At 43.0% G+C, this 19614-nt stretch carries 12 protein-coding genes, 2 tRNA genes and 1 rRNA gene (1 of these 15 only partly in view); 4 read left to right on the top strand and 11 right to left on the bottom strand.

The genetic code is table 11. The annotated features are described in order from the left end of the window. The 3 genes from GRFL_RS04805 to GRFL_RS04815 all read right to left on the bottom strand — a co-directional run. Nucleotides 1-13, bottom strand: a tRNA-Ala gene (locus GRFL_RS04805) (it extends 64 nt beyond the left edge of the window). Between the two features lie 144 nt (nucleotides 14-157). Further along, a tRNA-Ile gene (locus GRFL_RS04810) sits at nucleotides 158-231 on the bottom strand. Between the two features lie 199 nt (nucleotides 232-430). Further along, a 16S ribosomal RNA gene (locus tag GRFL_RS04815) occupies nucleotides 431-1960 on the bottom strand. Between the two features lie 253 nt (nucleotides 1961-2213). Between GRFL_RS04815 and GRFL_RS04820 the strand changes: the two genes are divergently transcribed. Beyond that, complete coding sequence (locus GRFL_RS04820; protein ID WP_157492994.1) at nucleotides 2214-2450, top strand: hypothetical protein; 237 nt, start codon at nucleotides 2214-2216, stop codon at nucleotides 2448-2450. A 52-nt stretch (nucleotides 2451-2502) separates the two neighbouring features. On the opposite strand, the gene GRFL_RS04825 is transcribed toward GRFL_RS04820, so the two are convergent. From GRFL_RS04825 to GRFL_RS04835, 3 genes are all read right to left on the bottom strand, one after another. Further along, nucleotides 2503-4401, bottom strand: coding sequence for a putative porin (locus tag GRFL_RS04825; RefSeq protein WP_083643540.1), 1899 nt, complete (start codon nucleotides 4399-4401; stop codon nucleotides 2503-2505). 113 nt (nucleotides 4402-4514) lie between these two features. Further along, on the bottom strand, nucleotides 4515-5873 hold the full coding sequence (locus tag GRFL_RS04830) for a RagB/SusD family nutrient uptake outer membrane protein (RefSeq protein WP_236995882.1): 1359 nt from the start codon (nucleotides 5871-5873) through the stop codon (nucleotides 4515-4517). A gap of 18 nt (nucleotides 5874-5891) precedes the next feature. Further along, nucleotides 5892-8951: a SusC/RagA family TonB-linked outer membrane protein gene (locus GRFL_RS04835; RefSeq protein WP_083643542.1), complete on the bottom strand. Its 3060-nt coding sequence runs from the start codon at nucleotides 8949-8951 to the stop codon at nucleotides 5892-5894. 170 nt (nucleotides 8952-9121) lie between these two features. Here GRFL_RS04835 and GRFL_RS04840 point away from each other — a divergent pair, with 170 nt between their 5' ends. Together GRFL_RS04840 and GRFL_RS04845 are read left to right on the top strand one after the other, a co-directional pair. Next, on the top strand, nucleotides 9122-9718 hold the full coding sequence (locus tag GRFL_RS04840) for a ribonuclease HII (RefSeq protein ID WP_083643543.1): 597 nt from the start codon (nucleotides 9122-9124) through the stop codon (nucleotides 9716-9718). Nucleotides 9719-9753: 35 nt separating this feature from the next. Then, nucleotides 9754-12096, top strand: a complete 2343-nt coding sequence (locus GRFL_RS04845; protein WP_083643544.1) for a hypothetical protein — start codon at nucleotides 9754-9756, stop codon at nucleotides 12094-12096. A 47-nt stretch (nucleotides 12097-12143) separates the two neighbouring features. Here the strand turns inward: GRFL_RS04845 and GRFL_RS04850 are convergent, their stop codons facing one another. The 4 genes from GRFL_RS04850 to GRFL_RS04865 all read right to left on the bottom strand — a co-directional run bounded on the left by GRFL_RS04850 (nucleotide 12144) and on the right by GRFL_RS04865 (nucleotide 17527). Continuing rightward, complete coding sequence (locus GRFL_RS04850) at nucleotides 12144-13478, bottom strand: RagB/SusD family nutrient uptake outer membrane protein (protein ID WP_083643545.1); 1335 nt, start codon at nucleotides 13476-13478, stop codon at nucleotides 12144-12146. Between the two features lie 9 nt (nucleotides 13479-13487). Further along, complete coding sequence (locus GRFL_RS04855; RefSeq protein ID WP_083643546.1) at nucleotides 13488-16499, bottom strand: SusC/RagA family TonB-linked outer membrane protein; 3012 nt, start codon at nucleotides 16497-16499, stop codon at nucleotides 13488-13490. Between the two features lie 168 nt (nucleotides 16500-16667). Next, complete coding sequence (lipB, locus tag GRFL_RS04860) at nucleotides 16668-17366, bottom strand: lipoyl(octanoyl) transferase LipB (RefSeq protein WP_083643547.1); 699 nt, start codon at nucleotides 17364-17366, stop codon at nucleotides 16668-16670. Continuing rightward, nucleotides 17366-17527, bottom strand: coding sequence for a YqaE/Pmp3 family membrane protein (locus GRFL_RS04865; RefSeq protein ID WP_083643548.1), 162 nt, complete (start codon nucleotides 17525-17527; stop codon nucleotides 17366-17368). Before GRFL_RS04865 ends, lipB begins: the two co-directional genes overlap by 1 nt. 121 nt (nucleotides 17528-17648) lie before the next feature. On the opposite strand from GRFL_RS04865, the gene lysS reads away from it, so the two are divergent. Further along, nucleotides 17649-19340, top strand: coding sequence for a lysine--tRNA ligase (gene lysS, locus GRFL_RS04870; RefSeq protein WP_083643549.1), 1692 nt, complete (start codon nucleotides 17649-17651; stop codon nucleotides 19338-19340). 32 nt (nucleotides 19341-19372) lie between these two features. On the opposite strand, the gene GRFL_RS04875 is transcribed toward lysS, so the two are convergent. Beyond that, nucleotides 19373-19582, bottom strand: a complete 210-nt coding sequence (locus GRFL_RS04875) for a DUF2267 domain-containing protein (protein ID WP_083643550.1) — start codon at nucleotides 19580-19582, stop codon at nucleotides 19373-19375. Nucleotides 19583-19614 lie beyond the last annotated feature (32 nt).

Raw genomic sequence — 19614 nt, forward strand, 5'->3', positions numbered from 1 at the left:
GAGCTAATCCCCCATTTTTCAGTTATGAGTTCTTAGTTATGAGTTAAGAGTCTTTCCAACTCGTAACAAACCCAACTTCTAAAATTTCCTTTCAATATCTTTTAATGAACTTCGTAATTCCCTTTTCGCCCTAAGGCTTAAAAAATTACTTCTTAAGTAGTCTCAGGCAGACTCGAACTGCCGACCTCTACATTATCAGTGTAGCGCTCTAACCAGCTGAGCTATGAGACTGTCCTTTGTGTCATGTATAAGGTCAATTGTATAATGTATCAGAAAAAAACTTCCATATACAGCATACTTTATACAGTATACATCTCACATATAATCAAATTGACAGTATAAGAATCAAGACCAAAGAGGTCTTCTCTGTTAGTAACAACTCCCTATCTGGTAATTGCGCTGGCTGTTTATAAGTACAGCTTGGCTCTAGAAAGGAGGTGTTCCAGCCGCACCTTCCGGTACGGCTACCTTGTTACGACTTAGCCCCAGTTACCAGTTTTACCCTAGGCCGCTCCTTACGGTGACGGACTTCAGGTACCCCCGGCTTCCATGGCTTGACGGGCGGTGTGTACAAGGCCCGGGAACGTATTCACCGCACCATGGCTGATGTGCGATTACTAGCGATTCCAGCTTCACGCAGTCGAGTTGCAGACTGCGATCCGAACTGTGATAGGGTTTAAAGATTCGCATCCCCTCGCGGGGTAGCTGCCCTCTGTCCCTACCATTGTAGCACGTGTGTGGCCCAGGACGTAAGGGCCGTGATGATTTGACGTCATCCCCACCTTCCTCACGGTTTGCACCGGCAGTCTCGCTAGAGTTCCCGACATGACTCGCTGGCAACTAACGAAAGGGGTTGCGCTCGTTATAGGACTTAACCTGACACCTCACGGCACGAGCTGACGACAACCATGCAGCACCTTGCAATCTGTCCGAAGAAGGGAGTGTTTCCACTCCTGTCAGACTGCATTTAAGCCCTGGTAAGGTTCCTCGCGTATCATCGAATTAAACCACATGCTCCACCGCTTGTGCGGGCCCCCGTCAATTCCTTTGAGTTTCATTCTTGCGAACGTACTCCCCAGGTGGGTCACTTATCACTTTCGCTTAGCCACCCAGCCCTCAATTAGGCCGGACAGCTAGTGACCATCGTTTACGGCGTAGACTACCAGGGTATCTAATCCTGTTCGCTACCTACGCTTTCGTCCATCAGCGTCAATATAGTATTAGTGATCTGCCTTCGCAATAGGTGTTCTGAGTAATATCTATGCATTTCACCGCTACACTACTCATTCCAACCACTTCATACTAATTCAAGAACAACAGTATCAATGGCAATTCTCCCGTTGAGCGGAAGACTTTCACCACTGACTTATTGTCCCGCCTACGGACCCTTTAAACCCAATGATTCCGGATAACGCTTGGATCCTCCGTATTACCGCGGCTGCTGGCACGGAGTTAGCCGATCCTTATTCATACAGTACCGTCAAGCACCTACACGTAGGTGTGGTTCTTCCTGTATAAAAGCAGTTTACAACCCATAGGGCAGTCTTCCTGCACGCGGCATGGCTGGATCAGAGTTGCCTCCATTGTCCAATATTCCTCACTGCTGCCTCCCGTAGGAGTCTGGTCCGTGTCTCAGTACCAGTGTGGGGGATCTCCCTCTCAGGACCCCTACCTATCGTTGCCATGGTAAGCCGTTACCTTACCATCTAGCTAATAGGACGCATACTCATCTTTAAGCCATAAATGTTTAATTATAAATCCAGGTGAATCCATAATACTATGGGACATTAATCCACGTTTCCATGGGCTATTTCCCGCTTAAAGGCAGATTGTATACGCGTTACGCACCCGTGCGCCACTCGTCAGCAAATTAGCAAGCTAATTCCTGTTACCGTTCGACTTGCATGTGTTAGGCCTGCCGCTAGCGTTCATCCTGAGCCAGGATCAAACTCTTCATCGTTAATTCTTATATAATGTAACAACTACCAAGAAATTGCTCAGGTCTGACGTTTCGTCTTAATTCTTATACACTGAATTATATACCTCTATATAATCCCTGTCAATTCAATATGTCAATGATCTTCATCTTTGTTAGAACTTAAGGACTCGAACCCCTCTACATGCCCCGACGGCAGCTCCTTTTTTTCAACACCACTTGTTTTTCAAAGCGGCTGCAAATATACAACTGTTTTTTGCTTTCCACCAAAACTTTTTTGAAAAAATTTTTAGCAGCTGTTTTTTCTTCTTTCCTCTCCTTACACCCCCAACAACTCAGCAAAAAACCAACTCTCAATGAACAATACTTTCCTGCGAAAGCGGGTGCAAATATACAGCCGATTTTTAATTACACAATAGCCTTTTTAAAAATTTCAATTTTTGTGAAATATTCATTTCCGAAGAGAAATTTCAAGCAGAAAAAGACGGCAAAATTTGCGGTTCGCTGTAAATAAACAGCTTTTTGGTAAAAGCACTAAGAATTCAGCAACCTACCCACTCGAAAAACTAGAAGAAAAAGTTCCAAACCAGCCCAAATCTTATCAAAAAATCGGTGTAAGGATAGTTGGGCGCAACCAAATTATTATTCTGTTTTAACAGCGCATTCAAATGCTGAAGCTTAAAAAAGATCCTGGCCTGGTCTACTTTTGCATTGAAAAAATAATCTACAACCGGATATCCGCCGAGTTCCTGATCGTTCTGAACGTAAAATTCAGCTAAAACAGGATCATAAGCATTCATCTGATATTTGCTGAAATAGTTCAGGGTAAACCCCGTTTGCAGATAAAGCGCTTTATCAAACCAGTAATCTTTGTAATAAATCGAATTCCTTGTTACCAGTTTCGGTAGATTCAGCACATCGAATCCTTCAACCACATCCTGATACATTATAGTATGATGCATCCCGAAGCGACCGAAATCAAATCCTCTTTCAGCCTTAATTTTATAAAAACGAACGGCGTTACCCGATTGAAAGGGGCGAACATTCAAACTGTCATCCTGGGCAAAATAGGTATAATTCTGAATCTGGGCCAGAATGGCCGAAATAGCAGCGATCTTTTTTGAATCAAATTGGGCATATAGCCGCTGGGAGGAAACATTATCAAAATCGTTCTGCCAGTTATAATTGAGATAATCGCTCTGGTAGAGCAGAAAATTGAAATTTGGTCGTGTACTATTCTGACTAAACCCAAACCGAATTCTATTCTGCTCATCGAAATCATAGCCCGCAGAAACATCCAGGAAATTACCAGGAAATTCTTCCGAAAGGTTCAATTTTCCTTTTGCCTCCAGGTTAAAACCTCCAAATTGAGCTGAATAACCGCCACCAAGATGCATTACACTCCCCCGCAAGCGATTCCCAACGGTATCATTTTCCTTAATCACAACAGAATTATACCCGTAATCATAATTGGTGATCCCGGCCAGTGCTTCAATTTTACCGGCGTATTTATTTTTAAAGCTTAGCGAAACTTCATTCTCCAAATTGGCATATTTGGTCACATCCCTTAAATCGGAACTTTCAAATGAATTACCATATAAAGAATTCACAGCGGCATCCTGCTTGAAAACATACTTTTTCCAGCTGTAATTGATCCGATGACCAAAAAGGAAATTATTGGTAGAATCGGCCGGGTTATTAATATTGACCGACTGTTCTGCGAAAAAACGTTTTCCGTAGAGCACATTTTCAGCATTTTCATAGTTTACATCCAGAACCGAACGATCGCTAAATTCTTCCTCCCGGTCCAGATATTGCTGAAGAGATTGCGTGGTCAACCCACCATTTTCCTCATTTAGCAGGTCCTGGGCCACAAAATGCGCCTTGATGCGATAACGGTCATTATCTGACTGATAACTGAAGCCCAGCCGCAAATTACCGGTACTGGTTAAGATGTGCTGATATTTCCCAAGCGCCCGCAGGCCTTTATAGCCAATGAACATATTGAGATTTTCCGAGGTATTCACAGTGAAAAAGGCATCCAGCTGCTGGCCCTGTTCGGGAACGGTTTTAAAATACAGTTCCGTTAATGGCGTGGGTACAAAATAATAATTGATGTCTTCAGCCTCCAGAAAGTTGTAATGCCGGGCCCTTGCTCCAAAGCCGGAAAAGGTCTGATCATAGTCTTTTTCGAGACTGAGTGCATTATAGGTTTGCCCGGTATTAGAAAATGGCAAAAGCGCAAAATTGTCTTTCCGCAAGTAATTGAACTTGTAATCCTTCTCGATCGTGAGCGTGGTATCGAGGTGCGTGGTATCATTTTCTATGCTGATGATCTTGTAAAGATCGATAGGTGCTTTTTTTGCGGAATCTGAAACCTTGGTATTTCCAGGTTTTCCCTGGGGTGCCTGACCGAAAGCAAATATGGAAATAAGCAGGCAGAAATAAATTAAGCTTTTCTTCATGTAGTCAGGTATTGCAGCAAAAGTAGTAATATAACTCAAAAATAGCGGAAGAATTATAAAAACAAAAAACCACCCAAAGCGGGTGGTTTTTTTATGATTATTGAAATTACTGTTTAAGAACCGTAGTTTGGATTCTGAGTAATGTTTGAATTCGCATCGATTTCATTCAACGGAATTGGATATGCCAATCTGTAATCTCCGAATGGAATTGTAGCTGAAATATTCTGAAGAACATCCACTTTTTCGATGTCCATTCCATATCTCATAAGATCCCAGAAATAAAGACCTTCAAAGATTAGCTCTCTTCTTCTTTCCTGAAGGATGTTTTCCACTGTCACATCATCATAAGGAGTAGCTCCTCTTGCTTCTGGAATTTTATTCAACCAGGTCAATGCCATTTCATCGTTCTCATCAATTTGGTAAAGTGCTTCAGCATAGTTCAACACTACTTCCTCATAACGAATAACAATTACGTTAGCAGATCTGTTTGGATATTTACCAATGTTTCTAAGTCTCTCACCTTCGTAACCAAGAATATCAGCACGAACATCTCCTTCTTCATAAAGATCCAGAACGTTTGGAAGAACCTGGATATCTCCATAAGTAGAACCTCTATAGATGAATTCCATAGAATCACTTCCTGGGTTGTCGGTTCCGCTGTAAGCGATTTCGAAGATAGAGTTAGCACCACCATCCTGATCGAAAGAAGCAACATAATCTGAAGCTGGAACGATTGAATAGATTCCAGAATCGATTACCGCTTTTGCCGCATCACGAGCTTCAGTCCACATTCCGAACTGTAGAGCTACTCTAGATTCCAAAGCTTTAGCTGTATACTTCGACATGAATTCTTTTGAAGAATCGAAGTAATCTGAACTCATTAGATCAAAAGCAGTTTGAAGGTCGCTCATGATATCAGCGATGTTTGAATCAACTGAATCACGAGATGGAAAATCATTCCCGCCTTTAAAAGACTTCACATAAGGAACACCAAGATCACCACCAACATATTGCTGACCGTAAGTTTTCAGAAGGTCAAAATGTGCCAGGGCTCTGATTGCGTAAGCTTGTCCCTGAATGTGCTGACCGTAAGCCTGATCTCCTTCCAGGGTAGAAACGTCAGTACCAATAAGAATGTTCGCTACAGCAATCACACCATACGCGTTATCCCAGATATAAGTACTGTTCGGAAGGTAAGCTAAAGCTGCTTCTGTACTGAAACGACCTGAGTTACCATTTGAAAATACGTTCGTAGTACGAACTTCGTTGGTTACCAGGTAATCTCTACCGTAGTACCCCGAACTAGAAAGTCGGTTATAAGCTCCTTTGATAAGTCCTTCCATGTCACCCACACTTAGGATGGCATTTTCAGATCTTTTAGATTGTTCCAAAGACGGCTCAAGGTCATCTGTAGAACATGAACCTGCAGTCACTAACACCACTGCAAGGGCCATATAAATTATTTTATTCATGTACTTTTTCATAATTTTTTAAAGTTTTAAGTTAACACCTAATACTACTGATTTTACAGGAGGAGTAGTGATACTAGTGAATCCTGAAGCATCAATTTCTGGGTCATGCAGCAAATTATCATCTTTCACCCAAGTATAAAGGTTAGTTCCTCTTACAAAAATTCTGGCGCTATTGATTCCGATAGCTTCTGTAATGCTAGGGTTGAAATCATATCCAACAGTCACATTTCTTAGACGGAAGAAGTCACCATCGTGAAGGAACTTCGTGCTATACTGCCATGGCTCACCAGCGAACCTTGATTTCTGAACTCTGGTCACATCACCAGGCTGTTGCCATCTGTTCAATAAGTAATCATACCCATTGTAGAATGCAGTAGCATACAGGTTGTTCTGGTTGATGTATCGGTGCCAAGACTCGTAAACTTTATGACCACCGGCGTAGTATCCTGAAGCATCAAGGAAGAAACCTTTGAAATCAACATGGAAATTCATACCAGCAGAAATAGTTGGAAGAGCACTGTATCCAGTGTAAACTCTATTCGCCTGAGTATAGCTTGCAGCGATTTCACTTCCTTCACCATTAGTATAATAAGTATCTAAACCTGTTTCTGGATCTACACCAGCCCAAGCAGGTAAGAACCACTCGTTAACCAATGATCCAGATTTTGATCTCTGGTAAGTTGAGTAAATACTCGTTACAGCGATCTCGTTACCGTTCGCATCCTGAGCAACCTCAAGAACTTCGTTTTCAACAGTACCTACGTTACCACCTAGGCTTACGTTGAAATCATCAGTACGAACAACTTTAACGTTTAATTCAGCTTCAAAACCTTTGTTCTCCATACGCCCGATGTTTCTGAACTGGCTTGAGAAACCTGTAGTATAAGATAACGGTACATCAAGAAGAAGGTCTTTAGACTCTCTGCGATAGTATGCAAGAGATCCAGTCAACCTGTTCTGCCATAGACCAAAATCGATACCAACATCGAAGGTATTTCCAGTTTCCCAGGTTAGGTCTTCGTTACCATATGTTGCAGGGTAAGAAGCTCCACTTCCAGCATAATCAGCATCATAGTTAAATAATACCTGGTACTGGTTGATACCAATGTTTGCGTTACCAGTTTTACCGTAAGAAGCACGTAATTTAAGATTGTTTACAAAATCGCTTCCTGAAAGGAATTCTTCTCTGTGCAGGTTCCAGGCAGCACCAACTGACCAGAAATCTCCCCAACGCTTATCTGAAGCGAATCTTGAGTTTCCTTCACGACGGAAAGTTCCGTTCAAAACATATCTGTTATCGTAGTTATACGAAGCAGTTGCAAGGTAAGAAGCTACCGCCCAATCTGTAAATTCAGAAGAAGCTGATGTTGGGTTACCTGAAGAAGCCAGGTTTGAAAGACCATCGGTCACAAAGCTGTCTCCATCAGCAAAAAGGTAATTTCTCTTATACTTCTGGAATTCCTGAAGCAATTTGAAATCAAAGTTATGATCACCGAAATTAGTTAGGTAGTCAATAGAGTTCTGGAAAACATAAGTAACAGTATTTCTGCTCACTCTAGCTCCATATCCATCAGTACTAGAACCATCTCCAAGAACACGGTTTCTGTAACGTTTTGCATCATATACCTGGTAGTCAATCGAAACTCTTGAAGTCAAAGAAAGGTTTTCGATTGGAGTCTGCCATGACAAAGCGTTGTTAGTCAGAATCCTTGTAAGTTTAGACTCATCAATATCATTTTGAGAAATGTATAATGGGTTTGGAACACCAGTATTTAAGTTAATAGTTCCATCTTCATTATATGGCTGATCGATTGGAGACATGAAATATCTCGCAGTGTGAGGAGAAGAGAAATAAGCACTTCCCTCAAGAATACCATCCTGGAAAGTATGTGAACCAGTGTTAGATGTGGTAAACTTAAGATTATCAGTGATATCTTTAGTAAGGTTCAAGGAACCTGTAATTCTATCAAAAGTAGATCCAATTACAGTAGCTTCCTGCTTGTAATAACCAAGAGAAGTATAGAAGTTATGATCATCACCACCTCCAGTTGCAGAAATAGTGTGCTCCTGAACAGGCGCATCGTTATTCTTAATAACCTCATCCCAGTTTCCTTCAGGACGACCTGCTTCGTTCCAGGCTATATAACCCGCATAATCTCCTAAGTAAGTAGCTTCAAAATCTCTGGCGTCATCAATATTAGAAAGACCGTAATCTGCACCATAGGTGTTTACGATTCCTTCATAGTAAAGAATTTCTCTTTCAGCACCGGTCAACATATCTGGACCATCAGTAGCGTTATTGGTGAAACCATAGTATGAACTAACATTTACAGAAGTCTTCCCGCTCTTACCGCTCTTAGTAGTAATTACGATTACCCCGTTCGCACCTCTTGCTCCATAAGCTGCAGTAGCAGAAGCGTCTTTCAACACAGCGATGCTCTCAATGTCATTAGAGTTCAAACTCGCTAAAGCAGAAAGTGAAGAACCTGAACCGAAACCAGCAACGTTGTTGTTGATTACCGGAACACCATCAATTACATATAACGGGTCGTTACCAGCGTTAATCGAGCTAATACCACGAATACGGATATCCTGAGTAGCACCAGGAGTACCTGAACTCGTAGAAATCTGAAGACCGGAAACTTTACCTTGTAAAGCCTGATCTACAGAAGCCATTGGAGTTTGCTGAAGCTGCTCAGAATCTACCTGAACAACCGAACCAGTTAAATCTTCTCTCTTTTTAGAAACATAACCCATTACAACTACTTCATCCAAAGCACCTGAGTCAGTTTCCAATGTAACGTTGTAAGAATTAGCAGAGCCTACAACAACCTCTTTCGGGGAAAAACCAACATAACTAAAAACAAGTGTTGATCCCTCTCCAACTGAAATAGAGTAATTTCCATCAAAGTCGGTTTGAGCACCATTATTAGTCCCCTTTTCAATTACGTTCACCCCTGGTAGCGGTAAACCCTCATCATCTAAAACCGTTCCTGTAACGGTTTTTTCCTGCGCAAATGCAATTTGCACTACTAACACCATGAAAAGCGTTAGAATTCCAAGTAATTTTTTTCTCATTATTTCGTTAATTTGAATTAGCCTTGGCCAAAAATCATAATAAATTCTTAATAAAACAAAATTTTTTTCTTTTTAAATTCATTGCGTTTTAACATTTAACCAATAGATGATTGTTTGTGAATAGCGAAAAACGTAAAAAAATATTGAACAAAAACTGAATTTTACTCATAATGCTTCAAATATATAATGTCAAATTACAGGTTGCAGGAACCGATGAAGCCGGTCGCGGGTGCCTTGCCGGGCCAGTAACTGCAGCTGCCGTTATCCTTCCAAAACGATTTAGTCATAAGTTACTGAATGACAGCAAACAACTGAGCCTAAAAGCCCGTACCGAACTTCGGGACTGTATTGAAAATGATGCATTGTGCTATGGCGTGGCCCATGTTTTCATGAAAGAAATTGACGAAATTAACATTCTCAATGCCTCCATTTTGGCCATGCACCGCGCCATAGAACAGCTTACCACCCAACCTCAGCATATCATCGTAGATGGAAATCGCTTCAAACCTTTCAAAAAAATTCCACATGAATGCATAATAAAAGGGGATGGAAAATATAGTGCGATCGCCGCGGCTTCCGTTTTGGCAAAAACCCATCGCGATGCCTATATGGAAAAAATTCACCAGGAGCACCCGGAATATAACTGGAAAAAGAACAAAGGTTACCCCACAAAAGAACATCGAGCCGCCATACGGGAATTCGGGATCACCCCGTATCACCGAAAAAGTTTCCGCCTGCTGCCCGAACAGCTCAGCCTCAATTTTTAAGATTTCCTACATTTGCGGAAAGCCGAATATTGAAAATGAACCGACTCCTTTCTGTTTTTGCATTCTTCCTGCTACTGGCCTGCAGCCAGCCTCAAAATGCCCATTTCAACTCCCTGGAATTCATTCCTGAAAATGCCGAAATTATCTTACAATCCCCAGAACTGGAAAAATTTTTGCAATCGGCTGAGGAAAATAAATTTTTGAAGCAGGAGCCACTATTTACCAAACTGAAAGGGCAACTAGAATTCCTCAGGTTTTACCAAATAGCCGGCCGCTCGCTTCTCAGCCTTTCTGGTTTGAATAAAGATAAACCGGAGATTGTATTAGCTTCGGAAAGTATCGACTATCGCATCAGCCTGGATTCCATCAAAAACAAACAATTAGAAACTATCACGCAAAATAGCATCAGTTTTCAGAAAGCAACACTGGAAAACAGCAGTTTTTACCTGTATCAGGAGGGTAAACTGGCGGTTTTTAGCAATAGGGCGGCGAGCCTAATAAGCCTGATCTCCGAAAAAAAACATCTTGCAAACCCTGATTTTGACCAGGTTTTTGAAACTACTGATCCTAAAAAAACCAATGTTTACATTCAGAATACCGCCTTTCCGGAAAGCTTCAAAAGTTTCTTGCACAAGGCCGGTTTCCCGGAAGTGACACCTTACTGGAGCTGGATCGCTGCTGATATCGATCTTTCTCCAGATAAAGTTTCGTGGAATGGCCTTGCAACGCCAACCAGGAAATCGAGCATTTTCGGAAGGGACCGCGGGGAAAATATTACTACTGAAATTCTCCCGAATCAGTTCAACTCCTATTACAATTTAGATATTGCTGCGTTACAGCTTACAGATTCCACTTCCAGCGAACTTCCCGTGAAGAACATGGCCCTATTGAAAATTGCCAATGAAGAAGCGATGATTTTGTCATTTCTGGATAAGGAATCAGCAAGTTTATTTATGGCCGGAAGCGGCGAACCGATCAGCAATTACCGAAATACCGATATATTCCGACTTGAAAATCCACCCCTTTTCCCGGCCGAACTTCAAGAACTTCTCCATTTTCAGGATAAAGAATTTTACAGCGTTTTAGACCAGTTTGTCATTCTAACAGGCGAGCAGGCAAACCTGAAAACCCTGATTGCTGCTCAGAAAGACGAACAGAATTTTTCAAAAACCGGCAGTTACGAAGTGGTTTTTAATAATGTCGCCAGCCAGTCAAACCAGTTGTTTATTTCCAGGTTTCAGTTGGAAGACGAGCAAAACCCTGCCATTGCCGCGGTTCAATTCATCGCCGAGGAAAATTATGCGCATTTTCATGCCTTTATGTCTTCCGAAGAAGTTAGCACGAGCCAAAATTCCGGAGCCCAGCTTACCCAAACTATCAGCCTTGAAAATCCCATTTCCGGCCAGCCCGTATTTTTCAAAAATCATACGTCAGACCAGATGGATATTGCGGTACAGGACAATCAAAACAATTTATATCTCCTCTCAAACCGCGGAAGTGTTTTCTGGAATAAAGCTCTGAAAACGGCAATTGAAAGTCCAATATACGGGGTTGACCTTTTTCGAAATGGCTTTCAGCAACTGGCCTTCAGCACCGGCTACAAGTTTTATGTTCTGGACCGAAATGGCAAAAATGTTGAGCACTTCCCTATCGAATTCAACGACGCCATCACCCAGCCACTGGCAGTTTTTGACTACGACAATAACCGAAAATACCGTTTTGTTCTGGTGCAGAACGAAAATGTCTACATGGTTGGATCAAACGGAAAGGCTATCAAAGGTTTTGACTTTTCCCGTGGATCGACCAATATTGCCAAACCTCCCAGGCACATTCGGCTGGGAACGAAAGATTACATTTTAATTTCAGAGGCATCAGGGAAATTGCACATTTTAAACCGGCAGGGTTCCGTTCGGGTTCCGCTGAAAGAAGCTTTGGGGGCTACGAACCAGGAATGGTATGGCTACAATGGCAAATTTGTGAATTTGACAACGAATAATGAGCTTTTGGAAATCACCCAAAATGGAAATATCAGTAAACGAGATTTGGCTTTGGCAGAAAACGCCCGACTCGTAGCTAACGAAAATACGCTTGTTTACCTAACGGAAAACGAGTTACATATTAATGACCAGGTGATCCAACTGGATTACGGCCTCTATACGAACCCACAGATAGCGGAAGTAAATGGTAAAAGTCTGGTAAGTATCTGTGACACGCAGGCCGAGAAAATATATGTTTTCAATACGAATGGGGAATTACTGGATGGTTTCCCGGTTTTCGGCACTTCACAGGCAGCCATCGCCAATGCTGATACAGATCCCGCTCTGGAACTGCTCTGCATCGGGGAAGAGAACGAATTATTGATCTACGAATTTCAATAAAAAAAGCCGCTCTTAGGAGCGGCTTCTTCTTATAGGATTGACCAGAATTAACTTCCGTAGCCAGGATTCTGCACGAGAAGGTCATTCACATCCATTTCACGTTGCGGTATGGGAAAGGAAAGCGCAGGAGAATTGGCCGGGAGTTCCCCCACCATACGACCTGTTCGCTTATAGTCAAAAATCGTAAAACCTTCGAACATCAATTCCAGTTCGCGCTCGAGCAAAATATCATCCAGGCTCACTTCTTCCAGCAGATCTGCACCCGCTCTTTCACGAATCATATTCACATCATCAACAGGGCTCGCTCCTACTTCAGAAGACAACCGCACGTTAGCTTCTGCCCTGATCAGGTACATTTCTGCCAGCCTGATCAACGATATATTGCCAAATTGATTGGTGTATTTAGAAGTCAGCGTTCCGCCATTCTGGGCACTGGCATAGAAAAAGCTGCCCCTTTCATCATTTTCACCAAAAAGATCCAAATAAGCCTGGTTTACGGTGACATCACCGCCGCGGCCTCCAAAAGACTGATCGGCATAATGCGTTACCAACACATTTGCTCCATCCTGGGTGGTCACCTGGAACGCGAAAACATCTTCACTGGAGTCACTATCATTGTTGAAGGCTTCAGAAAATGAATCGGTTAGCTCGTGCCCGCTGTTCTCGATCACATCATCTGCCGCGGCAAGGGCTTCGTCATAATTGCCAATTTGAAGCTGCACTCTGGCCAGCAAGGCTTCCGCGGAATATTTATCCGCAAAAATATCATTGCTTTCCGGCAACAGGTTGATCGCATTTTCAAGATCGGCCACTACCTGCTGGTAAACTTCTGCTGAAGTAGCTCGGGGCAACTGAAGGTCCTGAGAATAATCAACAATTCCGTTAAGACTCAAGGGCACTCCCAGAGAACCATCAGGAGAACTATATAGCCTGTTCAGGTCAAAATAGTTCAGGGCACGCAAGAAATACGCTTCACCCATCACTTGATCCCTATCGGCTTCCTCCACCAAATCTGCGTAGTCCAGCACCAGATTCGCCTGATTGATCGCGTCATAAGCGTTCAGCCAAAGATTCGCCACAAAGGCATTATCCACAAAGATGCTTTTATTGAAAACCTGGCGTGGCGGTTGAAATGTTCCTCCCCAGGTCGCCTGATCAGTAATGCCATATAGGTCTGCCAGTAGTTGCAAATAGCCTCCATAGCTGTCGTCCTGCCCAGTTTCGCTGTAAGCCCCAATAAGAATATTCTTCACATTCTCGCCGGTAGAAATTGCGGTACTGGTTGAAATTGATTGTCTCGGTTCAATATCCAGCTTGTCATCACAGCTTGCAAAAGCGAGGACAAAACACAGAAGACCGATTGTTTTATAGATATTTTTCATAGATTTTTTTTAGAAGTTAATGTTAACGCCTAAAGACATGGTTTTCACAGCGGGTGCAGAATAGAAGGTTACTCCTACTCCCTGCCCGGCATCACTGGTAGACTCAGGATCATATCCATCATAATCTGTAAAGGTCAACAAGTTAATTCCCGTAAAATAGACCCTGAATTTTTCCAAACCAATATTTTCAGTAAGACTGCCAGGCAAGGTATAGCCAAGCGTCAGGTTTCGTAACCTGATAAAGTCTGAATCCTGCAAATAACGAGTGGAAGAAGCGGTTCCGTTTCCACCAAAAAGACGAGCTTCCGGAACGTTGGTGATATCTCCGGGTTGTTGCCATCTGTTCAACTGGTCCCTGCTCTGGTTGTCGAAATAGTCGGCATTGGCAGACTGGTAGATTCCACCGCCATTATAGATACTGGCTCCCCATTCTCCCACAAAAGTGAAATTCAGATCAAAACCCGTGTAATAAATGGTATTGGTTAGACCCGCAATCCAGTCGGCATATGGCTGACCGGCGATCACCCGATTTGCTTCGTTCGGGTTGGTAGTGGTTTCTCTACCGCTACCTTCACCGTTAATATAGTACAGGGCGTCTCCATTTTCAGGATCTACTCCGGCATATTCCACCAGGTAGAAAGCAGAAAGTGGCTCCCCTTCTCTCAGGATAGTTTGCCCGGAAACCACATCGGCCCCGTTCGGTAATTCCTTTACCTCGTTATTGTTCTTGGAGATATTGAAATTGGTGCTCCAGGTAAAATCGTCGGTTTCCACATTTTTGGTATTTAAAACGAACTCCACACCCTTGTTTTCCAGAACCCCGATATTCCTGACGATACTGGCCTGGCCGGAAGTTCCGGGAAGCGGCTGATTGAAGATCAAACCATCAGATTTCTTATTATAGTAATCAATCTCTCCGGAAATTCTGTTATCCAGAAAACCGTATTCCAAACCGATATCAGTCTGTTTCACACTTTCCCACGTAAGCTGCGGGTTAGCAGCCTGTGTTGGAGTGATCCCGGGACGTTGATTGTAAGACGTTCCGCCGAAAAGACCCAGGGCAGCAAAATCCCCAATATTGGCGTTACCGGTCTCCCCGTAACTCGCCCGTATTTTCAGGAAAGACAGGACATTGGAACTAGACAGAAAATCTTCTTCTGAAAGGATCCATCCTGCTGAAATTGCAGGGAACGTACCGTAACGAACGTTTTCACCGAACCTGGAAGAACCGTCCCTACGAATACTTGCTTTAAAAAGGTATTTATCCATCAAAATATAGTTCAGCCTTCCGAAGTAAGAAAGGAAACTATTAGCGGTTTCTGAACCTGAACCCGCAGTGATCTCGGCAGCACTATTAATAGTCTGGAAATCATCTGTTGGAAACTGAATTCCCGTAACATCCTGGAACCGGCGTTTGGACTGGTTGTATTCCATACCGGCAACAAATTCCAAGTCATGGTCGTCTCCAAAAGTCTGCGAATAGGTAAAATAATTTGAGCTCACGTACGACTCGGTTCCAACGCTGGAAGCATAGGCCTCTCCATTTGTAGACTGAAATGGTGCAAGTCTTCCCGTGTAGCTATCTTCCGTCTGGTAATAAAGGTCATATCCAAAATCTGAATTGAATTTCAGGAAGTCAAAGAAGCGGTATTCTCCAAAAGCTCTTCCGGTCACCCTTCTGATAACCGTATTATAAAATGCGTGTTTATCCTGAAGCAGGAAATTTGGATATAAGGTATTTGGATTTGGCTCCCCATCTTCTGTGTAAGCTGGCGATAGAGCCGGCTGTGCAATGGCCTGTAACGGAGTAACAAAGGCGTTATCATTGGCAATCCTGTCAATATCAGTCCTGGAAAAGCTCATATTCATCCCCGCACGAAAACGATCATTGAAGGAATGCGTCACATTTACCCGACCATTGATTCGCTCCAGCATATTGCCGGTTACGATACCCTCGGTATCATTATAAGCTCCGGAAAAGAAATATTGTGTGGCCTCATTTCCTCCAGACACCGATAGACTTGCATCCTGTACATGCCCATTTTGAAGGGCCAGGTCCTGCCAGTCTGTGTCTACCTCGCGATTCTGCCAGTCGGTTCCGTTCGAAAGGAAATCGAAGATCCCATTAATATAATCTGTCGCTTCGGCATCAGTGCTGAACACCCCATCGTCTACAGAATTCAGTGCTGCTTCGGTAAAAAGTTCCACATACTCATCAGCATTCAGCCATTCCCTCGTATTGGTAGGCTCACTGATTCCGTAGGAATAATTCAGGTTAAAAGAAGCCTTCTTATTCGCCCCTTTTTTGGTCGTAATAATGACTACTCCATTAGCTCCCCTGGAACCGTACACGGCCGCTGCGGAAGCATCTTTCAGAATATCGATAGATTCGATCTCATTAGAACTCAACGTCAACAATGGGTTGGTAGGCGAACCGTTGTTCGATTCATTTGAATTGATCAAAGGCACCCCATCCAGTACATAGAGCGGCTCTGAACCGGCTCCAATGCTGGCGATCCCGCGAATACGAATATTCACGCCTCCTTCCACCTTACCATTGGTAGGGGAGATTTGCACACCGGCTGCTTTACCGGCAATAGTGCTCTGGATACTTGGCACGGGTACTTCATCGATATCTTCGGAAGTAAGCTTGGCCACATTATCTGTAAGCTTCCGCTTGCTTTGGGTACCGTAACCCACGACAACGATCTCATCCAGCTCACCGGCATCTTCCTGCAAACTGATGTTGATCACATCGTCCTGGCTAATAGTGACCGTTTGAGTGGCATAGCCCAGGTAACTAAATTCCAGGACTTCCCCTTCTTCCACGGAAATACTAAAATTCCCATCAAAATCGGTTTGTGTACCGCGATTGGTATTCTGCACGATCACATTCACACCCGGCAACGAAATTCCCTGAACATCGTTCACGGTTCCCGTCACGGTCTTACTCTGAGCAAAACCGCTCGAAGTGATAAATGTAAACAGCAGAATGAATAGAAAAAGTAACTGTTTCTTCATACTTTAAGATTTATGTTTCAAAGTAAATTTGGCGAAAACCACCGAAATAGTGAAAGAATTTGTCTTAAATAACCCAAATTCTTCAGCGAATTATCAATATGCTGAAGTAAAACGTTTCTGAGTAAAAAAATGATTGGTTGGGAAGAGGTTTTTTAAGAAGATGGTAAATTATATCAATTCTGCTTCAAAAAGGTTTGCAAAATGCTTCAGTAGCTTTTCCTGTATTTCCTGCATGTTCACTTCCGTTTTTCCTAATTCTACATGGAGGGAAGTGACGGCCTTATCCTGTATTCCGCAGGGTACGATATGATCAAAATAGCCAAGATCAGCATTGACATTGAGCGCAAACCCGTGCATGGTCACCCAGCGACTGGCTCGAACGCCCATCGCACAGATCTTTCGGGCAAAAGGTGTTCCCACATCCAGCCATACACCTGTTTCTCCATTACTTCTTTCAGCTTTCAGACCGTATTCAGCAAGCGTTAGTATCACCATTTCTTCTAATAAGCGAAGGTATTTGTGAATATCCGTAAAGAAATTATCGAGGTCTAAAATGGGATACCCCACGATCTGACCCGGGCCGTGATAGGTTATATCGCCTCCGCGGTTGATCTTATAAAAAGTAGCGTTCTTCTTTTTCAGGTCTTCTTCCGATACCAAAAGATGAGAAACATCTCCGCTTTTTCCGAGCGTATATACATGAGGATGCTCCACAAAAAGCAGGTAATTTTGGGTTGGTTCATTTGCATTCTCCCGCCTGTTCCTGATCTTCAGATCCAGGGTCTCCTGGAAAAGTTGTTCCTGATAATCCCAGGTTTCTTTGTAATCCTTCTTTCCGAGATTCTGTACTTCTACCTCCTTGTTCATCACGAATATTTTGGATTATTCAGAATAATCAGCGCAGCAATCACACCGGGAATCCACCCCAGGATGGTCAAAATCAATACAATAAGAATGGAACCGCAGCCTTTGTCATACACGGCCAGGGGCGGAAAAAGCACCGATAAGATCGCTCTCCAAACGCTCATAATTACTGAAATTTTAAGGCAAAGATAGAATTATTATTTCGGCTTTTAAGGTCGTTGTTTCACAGGCTGATAGTGTGTATATTTGCATCCGCATTTTGTTGAATGCTTTAAAAAAGATTTTATGCAGCATCTATCAGAACAGGAACAAATTAGACGTGAGAAACTCTCGGCAATTCGCAAAGCCGGGATCAACCCTTACCCGGCCGATCTTTTCCCGGTAGACCACACTACTTCAGAAATCAAACAGCATTTCGAAGAGGATAAAAAGGTGGTGATCGCAGGAAGACTGATGTCGAGAAGGATCCAGGGAAAAGCTTCGTTTGCGGAGCTTCAGGATTCCAAGGGAAAGATCCAGGTGTATTTTAACAGGGATGAAATTTGCCCTGGCGAAGATAAGGCCAAGTACAACGATGTCTACAAGAAGTTACTGGACATAGGTGATTTTATCGGGATTGAAGGAACCCTTTTCAAAACGCAGGTAGGTGAAATGACGGTGATGGTGAAAGATTTTCACCTGCTGAGCAAATCGCTCAGACCGCTTCCGCTGCCTAAGACCGATAAAGAAGGGAATACGCACGACGGTTTTAATGATCCAGAACAACGCTACCGCCAGCGCTACGCAGATCTTGTCGTGAACCCCAAAGTGAAGGAGATTTTCGTGAAACGCACAAAATTGTTCAATGCGATGCGAAATTTCTTCAATGATAAAGGCTATTTTGAGGTGGAAACACCCATCCTGCAATCTATTCCAGGTGGAGCCGCAGCAAGACCTTTTATCACGCATCACAATGCTTTGGATATTCCGCTATACCTGCGAATTGCGAACGAACTGTATCTGAAAAGACTGATCGTGGGCGGATTTGACGGTGTCTATGAATTTTCCAAAAACTTCAGAAATGAGGGAATGGATCGCACGCACAATCCGGAATTTACGGCCATGGAAATCTATGTAGCCTATAAAGACTACAACTGGATGATGGAATTTACCGAAAAACTGCTGGAGCACTGTGCGATTGCCGTAAATGGTACTACTGAAGCCACTTTCGGGCAGCATCAGGTAGATTTCAAAGCGCCATATAAACGGGTGACCATGACCGATGCGATTATTGAATTCACCGGTTTTGATATCACCGGGAAATCTGAAAAAGAACTGTTCGAAGCCGCCAAAGGCATGGGGATCGAAGTAGACGAAACCATGGGTAAAGGCAAGCTCATCGATGAGATATTTGGTGAAAAATGTGAAGGCAATTTCATTCAGCCAACATTTATTACTGATTACCCGAAGGAAATGAGCCCGCTTTGTAAGGAACATCGCGAAAATCCGGAATTGACCGAGCGTTTTGAGTTGATGGTCTGCGGAAAAGAAATCGCCAATGCATATTCTGAATTAAATGACCCGATCGATCAGCGGGAACGTTTTGAAGAGCAGCTAAAATTATCTGAAAAAGGAGATGATGAAGCGATGTTTATCGATAATGATTTTCTTCGCGCGCTGGAATATGGGATGCCTCCAACCTCCGGGCTAGGAATTGGAATGGACAGGCTCATTATGTTTCTAACCAATAACCAGTCAATCCAGGAAGTTCTATTCTTCCCACAAATGAAGCCGGAGAAAAAAGCCGTGGAATTAAGCGAGGAGGAAAAAGCGGTTTTTCAGCTACTGAAAAATGGTGAAGTACACGAACTAAATGAAATTAAAGACCAGTCTGGTCTCAGCAATAAAAAATGGGATAAAGCTTTGAAGGGTCTTCGAAAACATAAGATGATCGAAGTTTTCAAAGAAGGTGAAGATCTGAAGATCAAAGTTGCCTAAAAGTCAAAAAGCCCGCTAAAACGGGCTTTTTTTTATTTCTTTCCGAACATCCCGCCGAGCTTCCCGGCCATATCGCTGATGTTTTTCGCATTTCCTTCACCCTTCAAATAGGCATCAACCTGCCCTGCCATTGCATCTGGCATACGATCTTTTAGAATTCCGGCGACCACCTGTACGGCAATTTTAGCCTGACCTTCAGTGATTCCAGCTTTTTCAGCTACCATTTTGACTACTTCATCCATAATGCTATTTTTTGAATTTTAATCTAACCTGA

It is taken from the genome of Christiangramia flava JLT2011, from assembly GCF_001951155.1.
Classification (GTDB): domain Bacteria; phylum Bacteroidota; class Bacteroidia; order Flavobacteriales; family Flavobacteriaceae; genus Christiangramia; species Christiangramia flava.

Bases quoted from the DNA above. Each gene is read 5' to 3' on its own strand.
- GRFL_RS04850 (WP_083643545.1), bottom strand. From the start codon at position 13,478: ATGAAAAATATCTATAAAACAATCGGTCTTCTGTGTTTTGTCCTCGCT.
- GRFL_RS04835 (WP_083643542.1), bottom strand. From the start codon at position 8,951: ATGAGAAAAAAATTACTTGGAATTCTAACGCTTTTCATGGTGTTAGTA.
- GRFL_RS04855 (WP_083643546.1), bottom strand. From the start codon at position 16,499: ATGAAGAAACAGTTACTTTTTCTATTCATTCTGCTGTTTACATTTATC.
- GRFL_RS04845 (WP_083643544.1), top strand. From the start codon at position 9,754: ATGAACCGACTCCTTTCTGTTTTTGCATTCTTCCTGCTACTGGCCTGC.
- GRFL_RS04830 (WP_236995882.1), bottom strand. From the start codon at position 5,873: ATGAATAAAATAATTTATATGGCCCTTGCAGTGGTGTTAGTGACTGCA.
- GRFL_RS04865 (WP_083643548.1), bottom strand. From the start codon at position 17,527: ATGAGCGTTTGGAGAGCGATCTTATCGGTGCTTTTTCCGCCCCTGGCC.
- lysS (WP_083643549.1), top strand. From the start codon at position 17,649: ATGCAGCATCTATCAGAACAGGAACAAATTAGACGTGAGAAACTCTCG.
- GRFL_RS04875 (WP_083643550.1), bottom strand. From the start codon at position 19,582: ATGGATGAAGTAGTCAAAATGGTAGCTGAAAAAGCTGGAATCACTGAA.
- GRFL_RS04840 (WP_083643543.1), top strand. From the start codon at position 9,122: ATGCTTCAAATATATAATGTCAAATTACAGGTTGCAGGAACCGATGAA.
- GRFL_RS04825 (WP_083643540.1), bottom strand. From the start codon at position 4,401: ATGAAGAAAAGCTTAATTTATTTCTGCCTGCTTATTTCCATATTTGCT.
- lipB (WP_083643547.1), bottom strand. From the start codon at position 17,366: ATGAACAAGGAGGTAGAAGTACAGAATCTCGGAAAGAAGGATTACAAA.